The 20,924-nt window shown below is 60.6% G+C and carries 18 protein-coding genes; 8 read left to right on the top strand and 10 right to left on the bottom strand.

Translation table 11 applies throughout. The annotated features are described in order from the left end of the window. Positions 1–202: 202 nt before the first annotated feature. Positions 203–2,011, bottom strand: a complete 1,809-nt coding sequence (gene oadA, locus KVG85_RS20600; RefSeq protein ID WP_133335561.1) for a sodium-extruding oxaloacetate decarboxylase subunit alpha — start codon at positions 2,009–2,011, stop codon at positions 203–205. Between the two features lie 100 nt (positions 2,012–2,111). Then, the gene (locus tag KVG85_RS20595) at positions 2,112–3,527 is read right to left on the bottom strand and encodes an acetyl-CoA carboxylase biotin carboxylase subunit (RefSeq protein WP_024014853.1); all 1,416 of its coding nucleotides are present in this window, start codon (positions 3,525–3,527) and stop codon (positions 2,112–2,114) included. A gap of 190 nt (positions 3,528–3,717) precedes the next feature. Between KVG85_RS20595 and KVG85_RS20590 the strand changes: the two genes are divergently transcribed. Continuing rightward, complete coding sequence (locus tag KVG85_RS20590) at positions 3,718–4,680, top strand: LysR family transcriptional regulator (RefSeq protein WP_122612790.1); 963 nt, start codon at positions 3,718–3,720, stop codon at positions 4,678–4,680. Here the strand turns inward: KVG85_RS20590 and KVG85_RS20585 are convergent. The 3 genes from KVG85_RS20585 to KVG85_RS20575 form a co-directional block, all read right to left on the bottom strand. Continuing rightward, positions 4,622–4,825 carry a PA3496 family putative envelope integrity protein gene (locus KVG85_RS20585; RefSeq protein WP_081932351.1) on the bottom strand — a complete coding sequence of 68 codons (204 nt, stop codon included), beginning with the start codon at positions 4,823–4,825 and terminating at the stop codon, positions 4,622–4,624. The two genes, KVG85_RS20590 and KVG85_RS20585, sit on opposite strands and share 59 nt — an antisense overlap. Before the next feature lie 233 nt (positions 4,826–5,058). Continuing rightward, complete coding sequence (gene hexR, locus KVG85_RS20580; RefSeq protein WP_007962240.1) at positions 5,059–5,925, bottom strand: transcriptional regulator HexR; 867 nt, start codon at positions 5,923–5,925, stop codon at positions 5,059–5,061. A gap of 127 nt (positions 5,926–6,052) precedes the next feature. Beyond that, on the bottom strand, positions 6,053–8,926 hold the full coding sequence (locus KVG85_RS20575) for a GGDEF domain-containing phosphodiesterase (protein WP_217864819.1): 2,874 nt from the start codon (positions 8,924–8,926) through the stop codon (positions 6,053–6,055). A gap of 257 nt (positions 8,927–9,183) precedes the next feature. Here KVG85_RS20575 and uvrD point away from each other — a divergent pair, with 257 nt between their 5' ends. The 3 genes from uvrD to KVG85_RS20560 all read left to right on the top strand — a co-directional run bounded on the left by uvrD (position 9,184) and on the right by KVG85_RS20560 (position 13,025). Then, on the top strand, positions 9,184–11,367 hold the full coding sequence (uvrD, locus tag KVG85_RS20570; RefSeq protein WP_016772450.1) for a DNA helicase II: 2,184 nt from the start codon (positions 9,184–9,186) through the stop codon (positions 11,365–11,367). 239 nt (positions 11,368–11,606) lie between these two features. Beyond that, positions 11,607–12,482 (top strand): Tim44 domain-containing protein, encoded by an 876-nt coding sequence (locus KVG85_RS20565; protein WP_122506273.1) that lies wholly within the window; start codon positions 11,607–11,609, stop codon positions 12,480–12,482. 135 nt (positions 12,483–12,617) lie between these two features. Beyond that, positions 12,618–13,025 (top strand): SMI1/KNR4 family protein, encoded by a 408-nt coding sequence (locus tag KVG85_RS20560; RefSeq protein WP_038359443.1) that lies wholly within the window; start codon positions 12,618–12,620, stop codon positions 13,023–13,025. A 21-nt stretch (positions 13,026–13,046) separates the two neighbouring features. On the opposite strand, the gene KVG85_RS20555 is transcribed toward KVG85_RS20560, so the two are convergent. Next, positions 13,047–14,810, bottom strand: a complete 1,764-nt coding sequence (locus KVG85_RS20555) for a cation:proton antiporter (protein ID WP_110599748.1) — start codon at positions 14,808–14,810, stop codon at positions 13,047–13,049. Between the two features lie 279 nt (positions 14,811–15,089). Here KVG85_RS20555 and KVG85_RS20550 point away from each other — a divergent pair, with 279 nt between their 5' ends. Further along, a complete protein-coding gene (locus KVG85_RS20550; RefSeq protein WP_016772447.1) occupies positions 15,090–15,572 on the top strand; it encodes an acyl-CoA thioesterase in 483 nt (160 codons plus the stop codon). Positions 15,573–15,687: 115 nt separating this feature from the next. Here KVG85_RS20550 and pdxY read toward each other — a convergent pair whose 3' ends face one another. Then, a complete protein-coding gene (gene pdxY / locus KVG85_RS20545) occupies positions 15,688–16,560 on the bottom strand; it encodes a pyridoxal kinase PdxY (RefSeq protein WP_042608042.1) in 873 nt (290 codons plus the stop codon). Positions 16,561–16,677: 117 nt separating this feature from the next. Between pdxY and KVG85_RS20540 the strand changes: the two genes are divergently transcribed. Beyond that, entirely contained in the window at positions 16,678–17,091 is a 414-nt protein-coding gene (locus KVG85_RS20540; RefSeq protein ID WP_038861179.1) for a DUF3301 domain-containing protein, read from the top strand. Between the two features lie 6 nt (positions 17,092–17,097). Here the strand turns inward: KVG85_RS20540 and KVG85_RS20535 are convergent, their stop codons facing one another. Next, positions 17,098–18,063: a CobW family GTP-binding protein gene (locus tag KVG85_RS20535; RefSeq protein WP_217864818.1), complete on the bottom strand. Its 966-nt coding sequence runs from the start codon at positions 18,061–18,063 to the stop codon at positions 17,098–17,100. 40 nt (positions 18,064–18,103) lie between these two features. Between KVG85_RS20535 and KVG85_RS20530 the strand changes: the two genes are divergently transcribed. Then, a complete protein-coding gene (locus KVG85_RS20530; protein ID WP_056790991.1) occupies positions 18,104–18,460 on the top strand; it encodes a hypothetical protein in 357 nt (118 codons plus the stop codon). Between the two features lie 4 nt (positions 18,461–18,464). Here KVG85_RS20530 and KVG85_RS20525 read toward each other — a convergent pair whose 3' ends face one another. Continuing rightward, on the bottom strand, positions 18,465–19,115 hold the full coding sequence (locus KVG85_RS20525) for a DUF1826 domain-containing protein (protein ID WP_217864817.1): 651 nt from the start codon (positions 19,113–19,115) through the stop codon (positions 18,465–18,467). Next, positions 19,115–20,320 carry a zinc metallochaperone GTPase ZigA gene (gene zigA, locus KVG85_RS20520; RefSeq protein ID WP_217864816.1) on the bottom strand — a complete coding sequence of 402 codons (1,206 nt, stop codon included), beginning with the start codon at positions 20,318–20,320 and terminating at the stop codon, positions 19,115–19,117. The genes KVG85_RS20525 and zigA overlap by 1 nt, the downstream gene beginning before the upstream one ends. A 246-nt stretch (positions 20,321–20,566) precedes the next feature. Here zigA and KVG85_RS20515 point away from each other — a divergent pair, with 246 nt between their 5' ends. Continuing rightward, positions 20,567–20,905: a glutamine synthetase gene (locus KVG85_RS20515; protein WP_437182203.1), complete on the top strand. Its 339-nt coding sequence runs from the start codon at positions 20,567–20,569 to the stop codon at positions 20,903–20,905. The last annotated feature ends 19 nt before the right edge of the window (positions 20,906–20,924 follow it).

Below are 20,924 nucleotides of genomic sequence, written 5' to 3'. Positions count from 1 at the left end.
AGCACGCCTCTGTGGGAGCGAGCCTGCTCGCGAAAGCGGTGCATCATTCAAAGATGCTTTTGGCTGACCTGGCGCATTCGCGAGCAGGCTCGCTCCCACATGTGATCCTTGGCAATGACCTGACAAGGTCGAAAATCACAGGCAAAAAAAAGGGGAGCACATGCCCCCCCGAGGTTTAAAGCGTTGGATCGCGACTGTTATCTCAGCCTTCGATCTCGATGAGGATTTCGCCCGGGTTGACCCGGTCGCCCTTGGCCACATGAATAGCGGTGACCTTGCCGGCAATGGCAGCCTGGACTTCGGTCTCCATCTTCATCGCTTCGGTGATCAGTACCGCCTGGCCAGCCTTAACGGTGTCGCCCTCCTTGACCAGCACATCGACGATGTTGCCGGGCATGGTGGTGCTGACGTGGCCCGGCGCCGAGGCCTGTTTGCGTTTGCTGCTGCCACCACCGACGAATTCGTTGAGCGGTTCGAACACCACTTCTTCCGGCATGCCGTCGATGGAAAGATAGAAGTGGCGCTTGCCTTCAGCCTTGACGCCGACACCAGTGATATCGACGCGATAGGTTTCGCCGTGGACGTCGATGACGAACTCGGTCGGCACGCCTTCGCCGCCCGCCGAGGCAACGGCGCCCGCTTCCGGGATCGGCAAAAGCACTTCCGGCGTAAGAGTGCCGGCGGCGCGTTCTTCGAGAAACTTGCGGCCGATGTCGGGGAACATGGCGAAGGTGAGTACGTCTTCTTCGGACTTGGCCAGTGCGCCGATATCGGCACGCAACTTGGTCATTTCCGGCTTGAGCAGATCGGCCGGGCGCACGTCGATGACGTCTTCGCTGCCGATCGCCTGACGCCGCAGTTTTTCATTGACCACGCCCGGTGCCTTGCCGTAGCCGCCCTGCAGATACAGCTTCACTTCGTTGGTGATGGTCTTGTAGCGCTCGCCGGCCAGCACGTTGAAGAACGCCTGGGTGCCGACGATTTGCGAGGTTGGGGTCACCAGCGGCGGGAAGCCGAGGTCTTCACGCACGCGCGGGATTTCTGCGAGCACTTCGCTCATGCGGTTCAGAGCGCCCTGCTCTTTCAACTGGTTGGCGAGGTTGGAGATCATCCCGCCCGGCACCTGGTTGACCTGCACACGGGTGTCGACGGCGGTGAATTCGCTTTCGAACTGGTGGTACTTCTTGCGCACGGCATAGAAGTACAGGCCGATTTCCTGGAGCAGCTCCAGATTCAGGCCGGTGTCGTACTCGGTGCCCTTCAGCGCGGCGACCATTGATTCGGTGCCCGGGTGGCTGGTGCCCGAGGCGAAGCTGGAGATTGCGGTGTCGATGTGGTCGGCGCCATTTTCGATCGCCTTGAGCTGGCACATGGCGGCCAGGCCAGCGGTGTCGTGGGAGTGGATGAACACCGGCAGCGACTGCTCGGCTTTCAACGCGCGCACCAGTTCACCGGTGGCGTATGGAGTCAGCAGACCGGCCATGTCCTTGATCGCCACCGAGTCGCAGCCCATGGACTCCATTTGCTTGGCCTGGGTGACGAAAGCATCGATGGTGTGCACCGGACTGGTGGTATAGGCGATGGTGCCCTGTGCGTGTTTACCGGCAGCCTTCACCGCTTCGATGGCCACGCGCAGGTTACGCACATCGTTCATCGCATCGAAGATGCGGAACACGTCGATGCCGTTCACCGCTGCCTTGGCGACGAACGCTTTGACCACGTCATCGCTGTAGTGGCGATAGCCGAGCAGATTCTGCCCGCGCAGGAGCATTTGCAGACGGGTGTTGGGCAACGCCGCACGCAGTTGGCGCAGGCGCTCCCACGGGTCTTCCTTGAGAAAGCGCACACAGGCGTCGAACGTCGCGCCGCCCCAGCATTCCAGCGACCAGTAGCCGACCTTGTCGAGCTTGTCGCAGATCGGCAGCATGTCTTCGGTGCGCATGCGGGTGGCGAGCAGCGATTGGTGAGCGTCGCGCAGGATGGTGTCGGTAACGAAGATCTTCTTAGTCATTGGTATCTCCTCATAGCGGCAAGCTTCAAGCTACGAGCTGCAAGAAAAGCCAATCTGCTTTTACTTGCCGCTTGCAGCTGAAAGCTCGCAGCTGCTTCATTCATAGGCCTGCGTGGGCGGCGATGGCGGCGGCGATGGCCAGGGCCAGCTCTTCGGGTTTGCGCTTGATCGAGTAGTTGGTCAGTTCCGGGTGGCTTTCAACGAAGCTGGTGTTGAACTGGCCGCTACGGAATTCCGGGTTGCGCAGGATTTCCTGGTAGTAGGCGGCGGTGGTCTTCACGCCCTGCAGACGCATGTCGTCGAGGGCGCGCAGGCCACGGTCCATCGCCTCTTCCCAGGTCAGTGCCCAAACCACCAGTTTCAGGCACATCGAGTCGTAGAACGGTGGAATGGTGTAACCGGTGTAGATCGCCGTGTCGGTGCGCACGCCCGGGCCGCCGGGGGCGTAGTAACGGGTGATCTTGCCGAAACTCGGCAGGAAGTTGTTCTTCGGGTCTTCGGCGTTGATACGGAACTGCAACGCAAAGCCACGGTGCTGGATGTCTTCCTGCTTCACTGATAGCGGCAGGCCGGAAGCGATGCGAATCTGCTCGCGGACGATGTCGATGCCGGTGATTTCTTCGGTGATGGTGTGTTCCACCTGCACCCGCGTGTTCATTTCCATGAAGTACACCTCGCCCTCGGCGAGCAGGAACTCCACGGTACCGGCGTTCTCGTAACCCACAGCCTTGGCCGCACGCACCGACAGGTCGCCGATGTAGGCGCGTTGTTCCGGGGTCAGCTGCGGGCTGGGCGCGATCTCGATCAGCTTCTGATTGCGGCGCTGGATCGAGCAGTCACGCTCGAACAGGTGCACGACGTTGCCAAAGCTGTCGCCAAGGATCTGCGCTTCGATGTGCTTGGGATTGACGATGCATTTTTCCAGGAACACTTCCGCCGAACCGAACGCCTTGGTGGCTTCGGAGATGACACGAGGGAAGTTCTGTTCGAGTTCTTCGCGGCTGTTGCAGCGACGGATACCGCGTCCGCCACCACCGGAGGTGGCCTTGAGCATTACCGGGTAACCGATGCGGTCACCTTCGACCAAGGCTTCTTCGATGCCGGAGACATTGCCCTCAGTACCTGGCGTCACTGGCACGCCGGCCTTGATCATGCTGCGCCGCGCTTCAGTCTTGTCGCCCATGCGCCGGATGACTTCCGCCGACGGGCCGATGAATTTGATTCCGCGCTCGGCGCAGATTTCCGCCAGCTCGGCGTTTTCCGACAGGAAGCCGTAGCCGGGGTGCAGCGCATCGCAGCCGGTCTCCACGGCCAGGTTCACCAGCTTGCGCGGGTTCAGGTAGCCGGCCAAAGGCTCGGCACCGACGCTGTGGGCCTCGTCCGCGCGCTTCACATGCAAGGCATGGCGATCGGCGTCGGAGAAAATCGCAACCGAGCGAATGCCCATTTCGGCGCAGGCTCGTACGATGCGTACGGCAATCTCACCACGGTTGGCGATCAGGATCTTTTTTATCACTTGGAAATTCCCTTGAGCCGGTGGCACCACGACCTGCTGGAGCTAGGTCGACGCGTGACCAAATGTTTCAATTCAGTCGCAGGTCCACACTAGCGCTGCTGAGGGATTAACAAAAATGAATAAAAATTGGGTCAGGCATAAGTAAACACTTATAGTCGAAGCATCCGTATTCCGTCAGAGCCTGAATAAAATGCGTAAGTCATTGATGCGTATGACATTGCGTCAGTTGCAGATCTTCAATGAGGTGTGTGATTTACGCTCCTACAGCCGCGCCGCCGAGGAAATGTCCCTCACACAACCGGCGGTGAGCCTACAGATTCGGCAGTTGGAAGAGCTGATTGGCCAGCCGCTGTTCGACTATGTCGGCAAAAAACTTTACATGACCGAGGCGGCGGAAGCGCTGCAACGTGCCAGCCGCGACATTTTCGGGCGATTGGAAAACCTCGATATGCAACTGTCGGACATGCAGGGTTCGCTGCAGGGTCAACTGAAACTGGCAGTGGAATCGAGCGCCAAATATTTCGTGCCGCATCTGTTTGCTGCGTTCAAGCGCCAGCATCCGGAAGTCAATTTGCAGTTGACCGTGGTCAACCGTGGCCAGGTCATCCGCCGCCTCTCGGACAACCGCGATGATCTGGTGATCATGTCGATGGTGCCGCAGGACATGGGCCTGGAATTCCTGCCGTTCCTCAACAATCCGATTGTCGCCGTGGCGCGCCCGGATCACCCGCTGGCGCACATGGGCCCGCTGCGCTTGCAGGATCTGGAACCGTATACGCTGCTGATCCGCGAGCCGGGCTCGGGCACACGTCTGGCCTGCGAGGAATACTTCAAGGAAAAGCGCGTGCACTTCACCCAGACCCAGGAGGTAGCCTCGGCCGAAGCCCAGCGCGAATGCGTGGTGGCGGGTCTGGGCCTGGCGCTGCTGACGCGCCACGCCCTGAACCTGGAGCTGGCGACCGGCGGCCTGGTCGAGCTGCCGGTCGAAGAGTTGCCGCTGCTGCGCAGCTGGTGTCTGGTGCAGGCCAAAGCCAAGCGGCTGTCACCGGTGGCGCACGCCTTCCTGGCGTTTATCCGCAGCGAGCGGGCGCAGATTATTGCGTTGGTTGAGCGTTTCGACGGGAAGCTGCGGGCGTCGCCTGCCAGTGCGTGATCTCGGGAAAATCGCCGATCTCGGCCTGAAGCTGGCGAAGTTCGAAGCGATCCTCGATTGCGCGGCGAAATTCCATGCGGCGCTGGTCTTCCTGCTGACGACGGGTTTTCGCGGCGCTGTTGCGTTCTTCGTAGGGCTGAGCCATTTCGAGTCTCCCAGGGCGAGTACGGGAGTTTCACGATAGGCGTGGGGGATGACGGTTTGGCTGCGCGGGGATGACAATGTGATGAAATGTGCGCAGGGGTGTGCTGTTGTTGAAGACGCTTTCGCGAGCAGGCTCGCTCCCACATTTGATCCCGTTATGACCCAGAATTTATGTTCTCAGAAGATCCCCTGTGGGAGCGAGCCTGCTCGCGAACAAGGTCGGAACGACCTTGCTCAATCATCCAGGGCTTTCACGGCTTTTGGAGACAAGCGCAGACTGCGCAGACTGCGCTTCACGCTCTTGAGGTGATTGACCAGGCTCGGCCCGCGCGCCATGGCCACGCCCATCGCCAGCACATCGATCACCACCAGGTGCGCGATACGAGAGGTCAGCGGCGTGTAGATCTCGGTGTCTTCGTGCACATCGATCGCCAGATTGACGGTCGACAGTTCGGCCAACGGCGTCTGGCTCGGACACAGGGTGATCAACGACGCCCCGCTCTCGCGAACGAGGTTGGCGGTGATCAGCAAGTCCTTGGAACGCCCCGACTGGGAAATACAGATCGCCACATCGGTAGGCTTCAACGTCACCGCCGACATCGCCTGCATGTGCGGATCGGAATACGCCGCCGCAGTCAGCAGCAAACGGAAGAACTTGTGCTGCGCATCCGCCGCCACCGCGCCCGAGGCCCCGAAGCCGTAGAACTCGACACGCTGCGCCTGCGACATCAGCGTCACCGCGCGCTGCAACTCGACCGGGTCGAGCTTCTCGCGCACTTCCATCAGGGTGTGCAGCGTGGTGTCGAAAATCTTCAGGCTGTAGTCGGCGACGGAGTCATCTTCGTGGATCGCGAACTGGCCGAAGCTGGCGCCGGCGGCCAGGCTTTGCGCCAGTTTCAGTTTGAGATCCTGAAAGCCGGAACAACCGATCGCGCGGCAGAAACGCACGATGGTCGGCTCGCTGATGCCGACGCTGTGAGCCAGGTCGGCCATGGAACTGTGCATCACTGCCGCAGGGTCAAGCAGCACGTGGTCGGCGACCTTGAGCTCCGACTTGCGTAACAGGTGACGTGACTGGGCGATGTGTTGCAGCAGATTCAAGGGGCTGGACTCTTCTTGTGGGCAAGGATGTAGCAAGCTTGTAGTTATACTACATGAATGGGCATTTTGCCTGCTCAATGCGTAACTCGATGTCCCGGCGTCAGGCACGCTGAGGAGCATGTAGCCCTTACTGCGGGTTTTTCTGATCAAGCAAAAGCCCGGCCAGACAAGCAGCGTCTACCGGCCGGCTGATCAGATAACCTTGCACCTCGTCGCAGTGTTCGGCGCGCAGAAATGCCAGCTGATCCTCACGCTCGACGCCCTCGGCCACGACTTTCAGGGCCAGTCCGTGGGCCATGGCGATGATCGCGCGAGTGATCGCCGCGTCCGCACTGCCCTCGCTCAAGCCGCGAATGAACGCCTGATCGATCTTCACGTAATCCACCGGGATGCGCTTGAGATAACTCAACGACGAATACCCGGTACCGAAATCATCGATCGCCAATTTCACCCCCAGATCGCGCAGTTGCTGGAACGTCGCAATGATGTGCTCGACGCTGTCGAGCAAATGACTTTCGGTCAGCTCCAGCTCGAGGTAGCGCGGCGCCAGCCCGGTTTCTTCCAGCACCTGCCGGACCAGACTGACCAGCTTGCCCTGGCGCAGCTGATGCACCGACAGGTTCACCGACACGCGGATCGGCGCCAGGCCCTGGCGCTGCCATTCGCACGCTTGCCAGCACGCCTGACGCAAAACGAATTCACCGATCGGCCCGATCAGACCGGTCTCTTCAGCCAGGCCAATGAAATCCGCCGGAGGCACCTGGCCCATACTCGGATGATCCCAGCGCACCAACGCTTCAGCGGCATTCATGCGGCCGGTTTGCAGGCACAGTTTCGGTTGGTAGAACACCGTCAGTTGTTGTTCTTCAATGGCTCGGCGCAGGTGGTTTTCCAACTGCAAACGCTCGAGGGTGCTGGCTTGCAGGCTGTCGGTGTAGAACTGGAAGTTGTTGCCGCCCAGATGCTTGGCATGTTGCATGGCCATGTTCGACTGGCTGACCAGCGCCGAGATTTCCCGCGCATTGTCGGGCAACAGGCTGATGCCCATCGAAGCGCTGACCACCAGTTCATGCCCGTCGACGCTCAGCGGCAACCGCAGCTTGGCCGACAACCGCGTCGCCACCCGAGCCAGGCTCGACAGATTGCCGTAGGCATCGAACAGCACGGCAAATTCGTCTCCCGACAAGCGCGCAATGGTGTCGGCTTCCGGCAAGGCATTGACCAGCCGCCGCGCCATCTTCTGCAGCAACTGATCGGCGACTTCATGGCCAAGGCTGTCATTGAGCAACTTGAAGCGATCGAGATTGATGTGCAGCAAGGCCAGACTGCGCCGCCCACCTTGCCGAACCCTTTGATGGGCTTCGTGCAGGCGTTCGCGAAACAGCGAACGGTTGGCCAGTCCGGTGAGTTCGTCGTAATGGCTCAGATAGCGCATGCGCTCTTCCGACTCCCGCCGCGCCGAGAGATCGGCGAAGAAGCCGACGATATGGCTGACATTGCCACGGCTATCACGCACGGCATTGAGTTGCAGCCACTGCGGATACAGCTCGCCGTTCTTGCGGGTTTCCACGAGTTCGCCCTGCCAACTGCCGTGCTGCTCCAGCGCATGACGGATCGCCACATAGTGACGACGGGCATCGCGGCTGCACGGCAACTCGACGACGTTGCGCCCGAGCATGTCGTCGATCTCGTAACCGGTGACCCGGCTGAAAGCTTGGTTGATCGCGATCAGCGCGTAATCCGGGTCGAGAATCACGATGCCTTCGCTGGCCGCTTCAAACACCGTGGCCGCCAGTCGTTGCTGTTCTTCGAGACTTTTACTGGCGCTGATATCGCGGCGAGTGCCGACCATGCGGATCACCCGGCCGTTGGCGCTGCGCTCTACGGCGCGGCCACGGTCCTCGATCCACACCCAGTGACCGTCGCCGTGGCGCAGGCGATATTCGACCTGATAATCCTCGGTGCGCCCCTTCAGATGCTCGACCAGGGCGAACTTGAGTGACGGCACATCTTCAGGATGCAGTCGCGGCTTGAGGTCGCGCAGCAGCGCCGTGACGTATTCCGGGGCGAGGCCGAACAGTTCCTGAATCTGCGTGTGATGGACCTCGTCGGTCTGCAGGTTCCAGTCCCACAATCCGAGTTCACTGGCCTTGAGCGCCAGCGCCAGGCGCGCTTCGCTTTTGCTCAGGGCCTGATTGGCGGCATCCAGTTCGCGGCTGCGCTGGGCCACGCGATCTTCCAGATCGACCTGCGCTTCACGCAATTGCGCCTCGGCACATCGGCGCTGTTCGATCTCTTTGCCCAGCTCCTGATTGAGTTGTTCGCTGCGCGTTTGCGCTTGCCGCAAATGCTCGATCAGGTGCTGATTCTGAAAACGCCGGAGCAATCCGCGATCGATCAGCCGATTGACCTGCCACGCCACCACGCTCAGCGAGCCAAGCAGGATCAACCCCAGCCAGCCCCAGCCCCGTGCCTGATCGTCGCCGCCCCAGAACAGGTAGCCGATCGCTGGCAGCAGGCACGGCAAGGTAAACGACAGGAACGCCGGCAGGCTCACCGCGTAGGCGACGCTGGCCGACAGCGTTGCCGCGCCGATCAGGCCGAACACCCAGGCTTGCTGCATGAAGTTGTCAGCGGGTACCAGAGCGATGCCGGCTCCGGCCAGCGTCAGACCGGTCATGGTCGAACCGAGCAGGAACATGCGGAACCAGATCGGCTGGGCCTGACGATCGGGAATCGCCGAATCGAATGCGGCCACCTGAATCACCCGCAGCGCGACCAGCGACAGCAGCCATACCAGCCAGACGCTGACCACGAAGTAGCGCTGCGGGCTCCAGAGCAGAGCGGCGCAGACCAGACCATTGATCAACATGAACAGCGTGGGCAACAACGAGCCCTGATACAGCAGACGCGTGCGCTCCACCGCCATTTCGACGGCATAGTGCTTGCGGATCACCCGGGGGTCCACGGAGGGCCCCGACAGTTCGGCGCTGAGGATCATGGGCAACGTTCTTGTTCTTATAAGGAGGGCGTGCGCCCGAAACGTGCACGGAGCATACACAAGCCGATCCCGATGCCAAACTGCTGCGGATCACAATTGCGGGGAAATTTTCCGCCGCTTGCGCACCGCTGCAACCCCTCAGGCGAGACGGGCCGAAGCCTGCAGCCAGTGACCGACCGGTCGTCATCGGCAGCACTTTCATCGGCTAATGCAACGCACGGTTTGCCCGGGCCTGCGGCGCACCCTAGAATGCCCCGATGCGCGATGATCTCTCCCTTCTGCTGAACTCCCTCAACGATGCCCAACGCCAGGCCGTAGCAGCCCCCGTTGGCCGTCAGTTGGTCCTGGCCGGCGCCGGTTCCGGTAAAACCCGAGTGCTGGTGCACCGTATCGCCTGGTTGATCCAGGTCGAAAACGCCTCGCCTCACTCCATCCTGTCGGTGACCTTCACCAACAAGGCCGCTGCCGAGATGCGCCATCGCATCGAGCAGTTGCTGGGCATCAACCCGGCCGGCATGTGGGTCGGCACCTTCCACGGCCTCGCGCACCGCTTGCTGCGGGCGCACTGGCAGGAGGCGGGCCTGAGCCAGACCTTCCAGATTCTCGACAGCGATGACCAGCAGCGTCTGGTCAAGCGGGTGATCCGCGAGCTGGGCCTGGACGAGCAACGCTGGCCGGCGCGACAGGCGCAGTGGTTCATCAACGGCCAGAAAGACGAAGGTCTGCGGCCGCAACACATTCAGGCCAGCGGCGACCTGTTCCTGGCCACCATGCGCGGCATCTACGAAGCCTACGAGGCGGCGTGCCTGCGGGCTGGCGTGATCGATTTCTCCGAACTGCTGCTGCGCGCCCTCGATCTGTGGCGTGATCACCCGGGTCTGCTGGCGCACTACCAAAAGCGCTTCCGGCATATTCTGGTCGACGAGTTCCAGGACACCAACGCCGTGCAGTACGCCTGGTTGCGCCTGCTCGGCAAGGGTGGCGACAGCCTGATGGTGGTCGGCGACGACGACCAGTCGATTTACGGCTGGCGCGGGGCGAAGATCGAGAACATCCATCAGTACTCTTCCGACTTCCCGGACTCCGAGACGATTCGTCTGGAGCAGAACTACCGCTCCACCGCCGGCATCCTCAAAGCCGCCAACGCGCTGATCGCCAACAACACCGGGCGTCTCGGTAAAGAACTGTGGACCGACGGTGGCGACGGCGAAGCGATCAATCTGTACGCCGCGTTCAACGAGCACGACGAAGCGCGTTACGTGGTGGAAACCATCGAAAGCGCGCTGAAAACCGGTCTGGCCCGTAGCGATATCGCCATTCTGTACCGCTCCAACGCCCAGTCGCGGGTGCTTGAAGAAGCCCTGCTGCGCGAGCGCATCCCGTACCGCATCTATGGCGGTCAGCGCTTCTTCGAACGCGCGGAGATCAAGAACGCCATGGCCTACCTGCGCTTGCTTGAGGGTCGCGGCAACGACGCGGCGCTGGAGCGGGTGATCAACGTACCGGCCCGGGGCATCGGCGAGAAAACCGTCGAAGCGATCCGCGAGCATGCGCGGCACAGCGACGTGTCGATGTGGGAAGCGATGCGCCTACTGGTGGCCAACAAAGGCCTGACCGGTCGCGCCGCGAGTGCGCTCGGTGCGTTTATCGAACTGATCGAGAACCTCGCCGCCAAGTGCGCCGAGATGCCGCTGCACCTGATGACGCAAACCGTCATCGAGCAATCCGGCCTGATCGCTTATCACGAAGCGGAAAAAGGCGAAAAAGGCCAGGCCCGGGTGGAAAACCTTGAGGAACTGGTCAGCGCCGCGCGCAACTTCGAGAACACCGAAGAGGACGAAGAACTGACGCCACTGGCGGCGTTCCTCGGCCACGCATCGCTGGAGGCCGGCGACACTCAGGCCGACGAGCACGAAGACAGCGTTCAGCTGATGACCCTGCACAGCGCCAAAGGTCTGGAATTCCCTTATGTGTTCCTCGTGGGCATGGAAGAAGGCCTGTTCCCGCACAAGATGAGCCTGGAAGAACCGGGACGTCTTGAAGAGGAACGGCGTCTGGCTTACGTCGGTATCACCCGGGCGATGCAGAATCTGGTCATGACCTACGCGGAAACCCGGCGCCTGTACGGCAGCGAGACCTACAACAAGGTGTCGCGTTTCGTCCGCGAAGTGCCCAAAGGCCTGATTCAGGAAGTGCGCCTGTCCAACAGCGTCAGCCGACCGTTTGGCGGCAACCAGTCGATGAGCGGCAGCAGCCTGTTCAGCGGCAGCGAGATTCCGGAAACCGGTTTTGTGCTCGGTCAGGCCGTACGTCACTCGATCTTCGGCGAAGGGGTGATCCTCAACTTCGAAGGTTCCGGCGCCCAGGCCCGGGTGCAGGTGAACTTCAGCGAAGGCAGCAAGTGGCTGATGCTCGGCTATGCCAAGCTGGAAGCGATCTAACCACCGGCACTGAACCCATGTGGGAGCGAGCCTGCTCGCTCCCACAGGTTATGCGGCGCAAGTGCATCAATCCCTCTGAACCTATCGCCTTTTCCTACAGACAAAAGTACATCGGCTGATTGCCTCGCCAAGCTGAACGCGACCTGTCAGGCAAAAGCCCGAAACACTCTCTCGCTAGCCAGTAACACTTCAGCTGTGCAACATGGCGCGCGTGTCTCCACAAAACGGGAATACCCTTTATGAAACGTTTTCTTAGCATCGCCATGGCGTTGTGCATCGGCCTGACGATGAGCCTCGACGCCAACGCCAAGCGCTTTGGTGGTGGCAAAAGCGCCGGCGCTGCGCCGACGCACCAGACCAGCCAGATGGCTCCTTCTTCTCCAGGCGTGGGCGGCGCAGCAGCGACCGCTGGCGCTGCCGGTGCTGCTGGCGCCGCGGCCAAGGCCGGCGGTGCTTCGCGCTGGCTCGGCCCGCTGGCGGGCATCGCCGCCGGCGGCCTGCTCGCATCGATGTTCATGGGCGACGGCTTCCAGGGCATGCAGATCTTCGACATCCTGATCATGGCCCTGATCGCGTTCGTGATCTTCCGCTTCATCGCCGCCCGTCGTCGCAAGCAGCAGGAGCAATTCGCTCCGGCCGGCGCGCCGATGCAGCGTGAAGTGTTCGAGCAGAAGCCTGCCGCCATGGGTTCGATCTTCGGTGGTTCGGCCGCTCCGGCTGCTGCCCGTCCGGTGATCAATGCACCGGCCTGGTTCAACGAACAGCGCTTCCTTGAAGCTGCGCGCAGCCACTTCCAGTCGCTGCAGCAGCACTGGGACGCCAACGAAATGGACAAGATCGCCGAGTTCGTGACCCCGCAAATGCTTGAGTTCCTCAAGCGTGAGCGTGCGGATCTGGGCGACGGCTTCCAGTCGACCTACATCGACAACCTGCAGGTACAGCTGGACGGCGTCGACGATCGTGCCGACAAGACCATCGCCACCCTGACCTTCACCGGCGTGTCGAAAACCTCGCGTTTCGACCAGGGCGAAGTGTTCAGCGAAAGCTGGAACATGGAACGTCCGCAGGGCGACAACCAGCCTTGGCTGGTCGCCGGTATCCGCCAGAACGGCTGATCCCTGCTGCGCTTCACTTGCGGTAACAGAACCCCGGCCTCGGCCGGGGTTTTTCATTTCACGGTTGCATCTATAGCGAGCTACTGTATAAACCGGCCCATATAAACCGCGCCATTCAGCAAGAGGATCCCGGACGTGGAAGAAATCATCGAACAACTGCGCGAAGCCAATGAACCCGTACCGGTTCCTTTGGAGTTGCCTGACGAAGACCTGCTGGTGGAAATCGAAGAACAACTGTTCATCGACATTCCATTCGTCTTCAAAGAATTTTTGCTGACCGTCAGCGATGTGGTCTATGGCAGTCTCGAGCCGGTGACCGTCACTGATCCGCAATCGCACACCTACCTGCCGGATGTGGCAGCCAATGCATGGGATGTGGGTGTTGATCGCAGCTTGATCCCGATCTGTCAGGACGGCGATGACTACTATTGTGTCGAAGAAGACGGCACCGTGGTGCTGTGGCAGGCCGAAGAAGAACTGATTGCTGAAGAAACCTGGGAATCGGTGTGGCACTGGGCGCGGGACGTCTGGCTGGAAAGCTGATCCGCCAAACGCCCCGGGTGGTCAATGCCCCGACGACTCCTTGTGGTTGTCGAGGGTTTCCAGCAAGGCCACCTGCATGCGCGTATGCACGCGGATGAACCAGCGCCACAGCAGCGCCGCTACGGCGGCCGCCACGACGGCGATCAGCACCAGCAACTTGTTGGTCGGCAGGATACTGGCCGACAAGGCTGCCAGCAGCAGGAAAATCACCAGCAGCGAGAGAATCGGGATCACTTCGGCGATCACCCGGCGCACTCGCTGCGTGTGACGACCGGCCATCTCCGGCTTGACGCCCATCTCCGCCAGCAGCATCGACAGCGCCTTGAGCTTGCGATAAGCCGCGATCAGAAATGGTAGTGAGACCAGCAACGCCCCGCCCCAGATCAGTGCCTTCTGCCAGCTCGGATCGCTGATCCAGTCCTGCAGCCACAACGACATGCGTTCGGCGAAGTATGCGCCGGCAAAGAAGATCGCAATCACCAGCGCCAGATTGACCCCGACCTGCAACAGGATCCGCCGGATCATCGACGCCAGCAGCGCACCCTCGCCCTGCGGTTGAATACTGCGCAACCATTCGCCATACATGCCGAGCACCCGCCCGAGCCGCTTGGGCACAGCGGCCGAGAGCTTGATCGACAACGGATCCGCCGCGCGAATCAGGTACGGCGTCAGCAGCGTGGTGATCACCGACACGGCTACAGCGACCGGGTAGAGGAAGTTGCTGGTCACCTGCAAGGTCATGCCCAGCGCGGCGATGATGAAGGAAAATTCGCCAATCTGTGACAGACCCATGCCGACTCGCAGCGAAGTCCGTCCGTCGTTGCCGGCGATAAACGCACCGAGGCCGCAGGACAACATCTTGCCGAGCACTACGGCCACGGTAATTACCGCAATCGGCCAGGCGTATTCGATGAGAATCAGCGGGTCGAGCATCAGCCCGATGGCGACGAAAAAGATTGCGCTGAACAGATCGCGAACCGGCTCGACCAGCCGTTCGATTTTCAGCAATTGCCGGGACTCGGCCATGATCGCGCCGATCAGGAAAGCGCCGAGCACCATGCTGTATTCGAGCTTGACCACCAGCAGACAGAAGCCGAAACACAGGCCGAGCACGGTGATCAGCAGCATCTCGTTGCTTTCGAATTTCGCCACATAAGCCAGCAGACGCGGCACCAGCAGGATGCCGATGACCAGCGCGACGATCATGAACAGCGACAGCTTGCCGACCGTGGAGAACACTTCGCCCGAGCTCACCGTGCCGCTGACGGCGATGCTCGACAGCAGCGCGATGATGCCGATGCCAAGGATGTCCTCGACAATCAGCACACCGAAGATCAACTGCGCAAAGCGCTCGTTCTTCATCTTCAGATCGTTCAGCGCTTTGACGATGATGGTGGTCGAGGAGATCGCCAGAATGGCGCCAAGGAACAACGAATCCATGGTGTTCCAGTCGAACCAGCGGCCGATTTCGTAGCCGATCCAGATCATCAGAATGATTTCGAGAAACGCGGCAATGAACGCCGTCGCGCCGACCTTGAACAGCTTGCGCAGGCTGAACTCCAGGCCGAGGCAGAACATCAGGAAGATCACCCCGAGTTCGGCCAGGGTCTTGATGGTTTCTTCGTCGTGAATCAGGCCGAACGGCGGCGTGTGCGGGCCAATGATGAAGCCGGCAACGATGTAGCCGAGAACCACAGGCTGCTTGAAACGGTGGAACAGCACGGTCACCACGCCTGCGACCAGCATGATCACTGCCAGGTCCTGAATAAAACTGATGGCATGCATGGCGTGGGCTCCTTGATGACGAGGCGCGCGGACAGACGTCAGAAAGGTCTGCGCGAGCAGTGTAAAAATCCGCTTTTGATGTAGGAATTGCCCTTGGGCAGGGCTTTTGCAGGTTAACACCGCGACTTCGCTCTGGAAGCCGGTGCAATATATGGAAACAGATCGCTACCGGCGTGACGGCGGCCCGCCGCGCGGCGTCCCGATAACGGTGCTTTTTGAAAAGCCACCAGGTGCCCGCAGAGGCGCTTCCTGCAATCAGCCTTGATCCGTGAGAACGTTATGGAACCCGGAAACGCCCAGCTGTCGATGACGGTACTGATGACCCCCGACATGGCCAACTTCTCTGGCAATGTCCACGGCGGCACCCTGCTCAAATACCTCGACGAAGTGGCTTACGCCTGCGCCAGCCGTTATGCCGGGCGCTACGTGGTAACCCTGTCGGTGGATCAGGTGATTTTCCGTGAGCCGATTCATGTCGGCGAACTGGTGACGTTCCTGGCCTCGGTCAACTACACCGGCAACACGTCGATGGAAGTTGGCATCAAAGTGGTCACCGAAAACATCCGCGAACGCTCGGTGCGCCACACCAACAGCTGCTTCTTCACCATGGTCGCGGTGGATGATCAGCGCAAACCGGCCGCCGTGCCACCGCTGCAACCGCAGAACAGCGAAGACAAGCGCCGCTTCATGCAGGCGCAGCAGCGTCGGCAGATTCGCCAGGAGCTGGAGAAGCGTTATCAGGAGATCAAGGGCGACGCCTGACCAGCCTTGATCGATGTTGCCTGACAAATAGCTTTCGCGAGCAGGCTCGCTCCCACATCTGGAATGCATTCTTCCTGTGGGAGCGAGCCTGCTCGCGAATAGAGACGACCCGGTCTCAGAGACTGATCGCTGTAGCCTCGAACTTCACCCGCGGATGCGCAATGCGATCCTGCGCCCGCACCAGTTGCAGCTCGTAACTGGCGCACGCCTGGGTTTCCAGCAACACCTCATGCACCGCCGCTGCGGTGAATTCGAACGCTGCCAGCAGGCTGTCGCCCAGCAACACCCGCGCCAGGAACAGACCAGAGGTCAGATCGCCGACGCCCACTGGCTGACGTGGAAACGCCAGCAACGGACGGCGCAGATGCCAGCTGCCCTCGGCGGTCACCAACAGCATTTCGAAGCCATCCGCCGGTTTGCCCGGATAATCCAGATGCTTGACCAGTACCGCTTTCGGCCCGCGCGCCAGCAGCGCCCGTGCCATCGCCAGGCAATCGAACAGCGACTGCGGCTTGCGCCCGGAAAAACTGTCCAGCTCCAACTGGTTCGGGCACATGATGTCCGCCACGGCCGCAGCTTCATCGAGGAGGAAATCGCTGACCTCGGTGGGCACGCTGCAACCCTTTTCCGGATGACCCATGACCGGATCACACAGATACAGCATCTTCGGATTGACCGCTTTGATCCGCGCCACACCGCTGAGAATCGCCCGTCCCTGCGCGGCGCTGCCGAGGTAGCCGGAGAGCACCGCGTCGCAGTTGCCCAGCTCGCCAATTGCGGCGATGCCTTCGATCAGTTCGGGAATCTGCTGTGGCGCCAGCACTTCACCGGCCCACTGACCATACTGGGTGTGGTTGGAGAACTGCACGGTGTTGAGCGGCCAGACATTGACCCCGACGCGCTGCATCGGAAAAACCGCAGCGCTGTTGCCGGCGTGGCCAAACACCACGTGGGACTGGATGGCGAGCAGATGAGGCGTACGTTTCATTCGGGTCATTCCGTAAAACGATTGAAATTCAAGCCGCGCAGTATGCGACGAAACACAGCCTGTACGACAGACCGGCGAGACAGTTAAGCTGACGCCATCATTTGGAGTTCGATGTCGATGCTGACCCTGGAAAACATCTTCGTGCTGATGCTGTTCGCCGCCGCTGGTGCCTGGCTATGGCACAACCACGGCTTGCGCGAGCGCGCGCTGGAGCGGGTCAAGCAGCATTGCACCAATGTTGGCGTTGAACTGCTGGACGGTAACGTCGCGCTGAAAAAGATCGGTCTGATCAGGGATGCCAACGGTCGCCGGCGGCTGGCGCGGGTCTACAACTTCGAGTTCACCGTGACCGGCGAAAGCCGCCACAACGGCACCGTCACCCAGTTCGGCGCGCACAGTGCGCAGATTGAACTGGCACCCTACCCGGCGCCGTTCGACGATACGCCGCCGGTGGTCGAAGTGCACAAGCCTCGCGCCGAAGTCATCGAGCTGAGCCAGTGGCGCCAGGAACATACGAAGTGGAAGCCTTGAGCTGACTCACTGAATCCGGCATTCCGCCAAACCGGCTTGCAGCTGTTCGATGTTCTGCGGTTCAGCGAAGATCAGCTCGATTCTTGAGTCTTTTCGCCATTCGCTGGCTTGCCAACTCAGCTCGGCATCCTCCAGCGCATTGGCCGAGAGCCAGCCATCCGTGCTGTGGATAAGCAGTTTGGCCCGCTTCCAGTCGAGCGCGCTCAGCCAATCGGCGATACGTGCTTGATCAAATACCTGCCGCGGATGCCAGCGCCAACCGATGCTCCATCCACCCTCCTGCGCCTGACTCAGGCAAATCGGTTCGGCCGGATCGCTCCAGACCGCTGGCAGCTGTGCCAATCCAGTGGGCAGCGGCAGATGCCCTGCGCCTTCGTTCGCTTTTACTGCCAGCCCCGGAAGCTCGCTCAGAGGCAGTTGCGCTTGCTGCGTCCAGATCAGTCTGACGGGCGGCAACTGGCTGGCGATTTTCTCTCGAATCGCTTCATCGAGATCTTCCGCCTTGTTCAACAGCAGCAAACCCGCGCTGGTCAATGCTTGCTGCTGGGCGTCCGGCAAGGCTCTACCTGCGTGCAACGCCTGAGCGTCCAGAACCAGCACACAGGGCTGAACCGCCAGCACGCCCAACCACGGCGCCTCGTGCAATTGCTTGAGCAATTGCGCCGGATGGCCCAGCCCGGATGGCTCGATAAACAATCGATCCGGCCTGGCCTTGCGCAGCAGGCGGCCAAGGCCGATCTGGAATGGCGCGCCATTGACGCAACACAGGCAGCCCCCGGCCACCTCACCCAGTGCGATACCATCGTCGTCGCGAGTCAGCAGCGCGGCGTCCAGACCAATCTGGCCGAACTCGTTGATCAGCACCGCCCAGCGTTCGTCCGCCGGCCGTTGCGCCAGCAACTGGCGAATCAGGCTGGTCTTGCCGGCGCCCAACGGGCCGGCGATGACGTGGGTCGGAATGTTCTGCAACATGGCGGGTACTTTCTGCGGACAGTTATTGAGGAGATCGAAGATGCGCTGGTCGGGATGGTCGTTGCTGTTGGCGCTGCTGTCGAGTGAAGCGTGGGCCGAGGCCTGCGTGGTGCACACACAGGGCGAACGGCTCGACGTCAAAGTCTGTCAGCAGAACCGGACGATTCCGCAGAAATTGTTCAATGACGGCTTCTGCCAACCGACGCTGGCCGGGCAGAAGGTCGAGGTGGAATACGTCGACCAGTGCCCGAGCGGCGCTTTCGGCGTGTGCAGCAACGCGCAAGTCGCCAATATGCCCTATCGCCAGGATATCCACTATTACGGCGTGGCCACCGATACGGCGTATCTCAAGCCATATTGCGAAGGCCAGAGCCAGGGCGTCTGGCGCAAGCCCTGATGTGTCAGCCGAGCCAGTCGAGGGTTAGCAACAGACGGCGCTCACCGGGTGCCGGTTGCGGCGAACGATGGATCAGGCCGAAGCCTTCATTGCCGTGCCATTTTTCGCCTTTGAGCAGCGCGACGTCGCCGCTGTTGAGCTGGCGAATCGACGCTGGATCTTGCGGTTCGGCATTGGACTGGCCAAGTTGCGCGCGGTCCATCGCACCCTCCTCAAGCCATTGGCTGCCGATGCCAGCGTAAGTAGTGATCAGGCGCACCGGCACGTGATCGACGTGGAAACGCGGACACATGGCCTTGTCCAGCACGCGCAAACGCACGCCGATACGCCGCGCGCCCAACAGACAGGCGAAGGCACTGATCAGCCACTTGAGGTCGCTCATGAAGCCTTCGAATCCTTGCAGATCACACAGCCCTGCAGCCAGACCGGCGAGATCCGGCTCAGCGTCCTCGTCAGCCAATTCCAGGCAAAGCGACTCGGCCAAGGGCTCGTTGAGCGACAGCACCAATTGCGCAAAATCGGCGATGTGCACGGGCAGCTGGCGTTGCCAGACCGCGAGATTGGTCTGGTCTTCCAAGATTCGCGTCAACGTTTGCGGTGTCAGGCCCTGGTACTGATGACGGGCAAGAAGCGGCCGGTCCTTGAGTACGAGCATCAGGCGGCCTCTTCGTGCCACGGGCCGAATGGATCAGGCAGCAAACGCCAGCCTTCTACACCCATGGCCATTTCTTCGTCGGTCAAAAGGCAGGCATCGAGTTCGGCGGAGAGCTGTAGGAAATCGATGTTCTGACCAATGAAAACCAGTTCCTGCCGGCAATCTCCTACGCTTGGAATCCAGTTTCCCATGATCGCCTGGGCGCTTTCCTGATCTTCGGGCCATTGATTCTTTGGCACAAAACGCCACCAGCGACCGGCGAATCCATGCCGCATCAAGCCGCCTGCCTGAGACCAGCTACCGGCATCGGTGGGTTTGCTGGCGAGCCAGAAGAAGCCTTTGGAGCGCAGCAGCTTGCCGTTCAGCCATGGGCGGTCAATGAAGCTGAAAAAGCGTTGCGGGTGGAAGGGCCGGCGGGCGCGGTAGGCCGTGGAGGCGATGCCGTATTCCTGTGTTTCCGGGACGTGCTCACCGCGCAACTCCTGTAGCCATCCGGGCGCTTGTGCGGCCTGTTCGAAATCGAAACGACCGGTGTTGAGGATTTTCTCCAGCGGGATTTCGCCCATCACCATTGGAATGATTTCAGCCTGGGCATTCAGGCGCTTGAGGATAGCGGTGAGTTCTTCGCGCTCGTGCTGGCTGATCATGTCGATTTTGCTGATCAGCAGGACGTCGGCGAACTCGATCTGTTCGATCAACAGATCGGTGATGGAACGCTCGTCTTCTTCACCGAGAATTTCGCCGCGAGAGGCAAGGCTTTCGGCCGCCTGGTAATCCAGCAGGAAATTCACGCCGTCGACGACCGTGACCATGGTATCCAGGCGAGCGATGTCGGCGAGGCTTTGCCCCTGTTCATCGCGGAAGGTGAAGGTTTCAGCGACCGGAAGCGGTTCGGAAATGCCAGTGGACTCGATGAGCAGGTAATCGAAACGATCCTCACGGGCAAGTTTGCTGACTTCTTCCAGTAAATCTTCACGTAACGTACAGCAGATACAGCCATTGCTCATTTCGATGAGTTTTTCCTCAGCGCGGTTCAGGCTGACATCACGCTGGACTTCACTGCCATCGATGTTGATCTCGCTCATATCGTTGACGATCACCGCAACGCGCAAGCCGTCTCGGTTACGTAGTACGTAATTCAGAAGTGTACTTTTTCCGGCACCGAGAAATCCTGAAAGTACGGTGACGGGCAATCTGGCTGACATTGGATAATCCTCATAAATAGCAGCCGATTTGCGCTTTGAGGTGCGCTTGGCGTGTTGCGCTTCATTTAACCGGGTCAAAGAAGGCATACGATTGTGATCGGCAGCTCAGGCTGGTTGCGATTTATGTTATAGTATAACAACTTGAGTTTGCCAGTCCGGCAGAGGAGATTTCGCAAATTGCTGCACCACCGATCGTGGAAACTCGCAATGAACAAGGGGTTGAAATACCTGCTTTTGAGCTTTGCCATGTCGCTGGCCAGCCAAGCACAAGCGCAGATGCCGGCGCTCGCGCACTGCACACGCAGCGCTAATCTGCTGGCGTGCGTGGACGCCGACGGCAACGCCTATAGCGTCAATACGGTCGGCACTACGCTTTACCTGCGCGGATTCGAGAAGGACGGCCATCGCTATTGGGCACAGACCAACAGCCGCTTCGGCCAATTAACCTTTTTTACCGGCATCGCCTCCGATGGCGAGGCTTGGGTTGGCTACACCCGTCGTGTCGGCTGGACGACACTCAATCGCTTTTCCAGCTCGGGTGGTAGCAGCGCAAGGTTCACGTGCAGCCGGATGACGGGCTGCTAGTGAAAAGCTTTTCATGAAA

The organism is Pseudomonas triticicola, from assembly GCF_019145375.1.
Classification (GTDB): Bacteria; Pseudomonadota; Gammaproteobacteria; order Pseudomonadales; family Pseudomonadaceae; genus Aquipseudomonas; species Aquipseudomonas triticicola.
The sequence above is the reverse complement of the archived record's forward strand: the minus strand, read 5'-3'. Positions and strand labels throughout refer to the sequence as shown.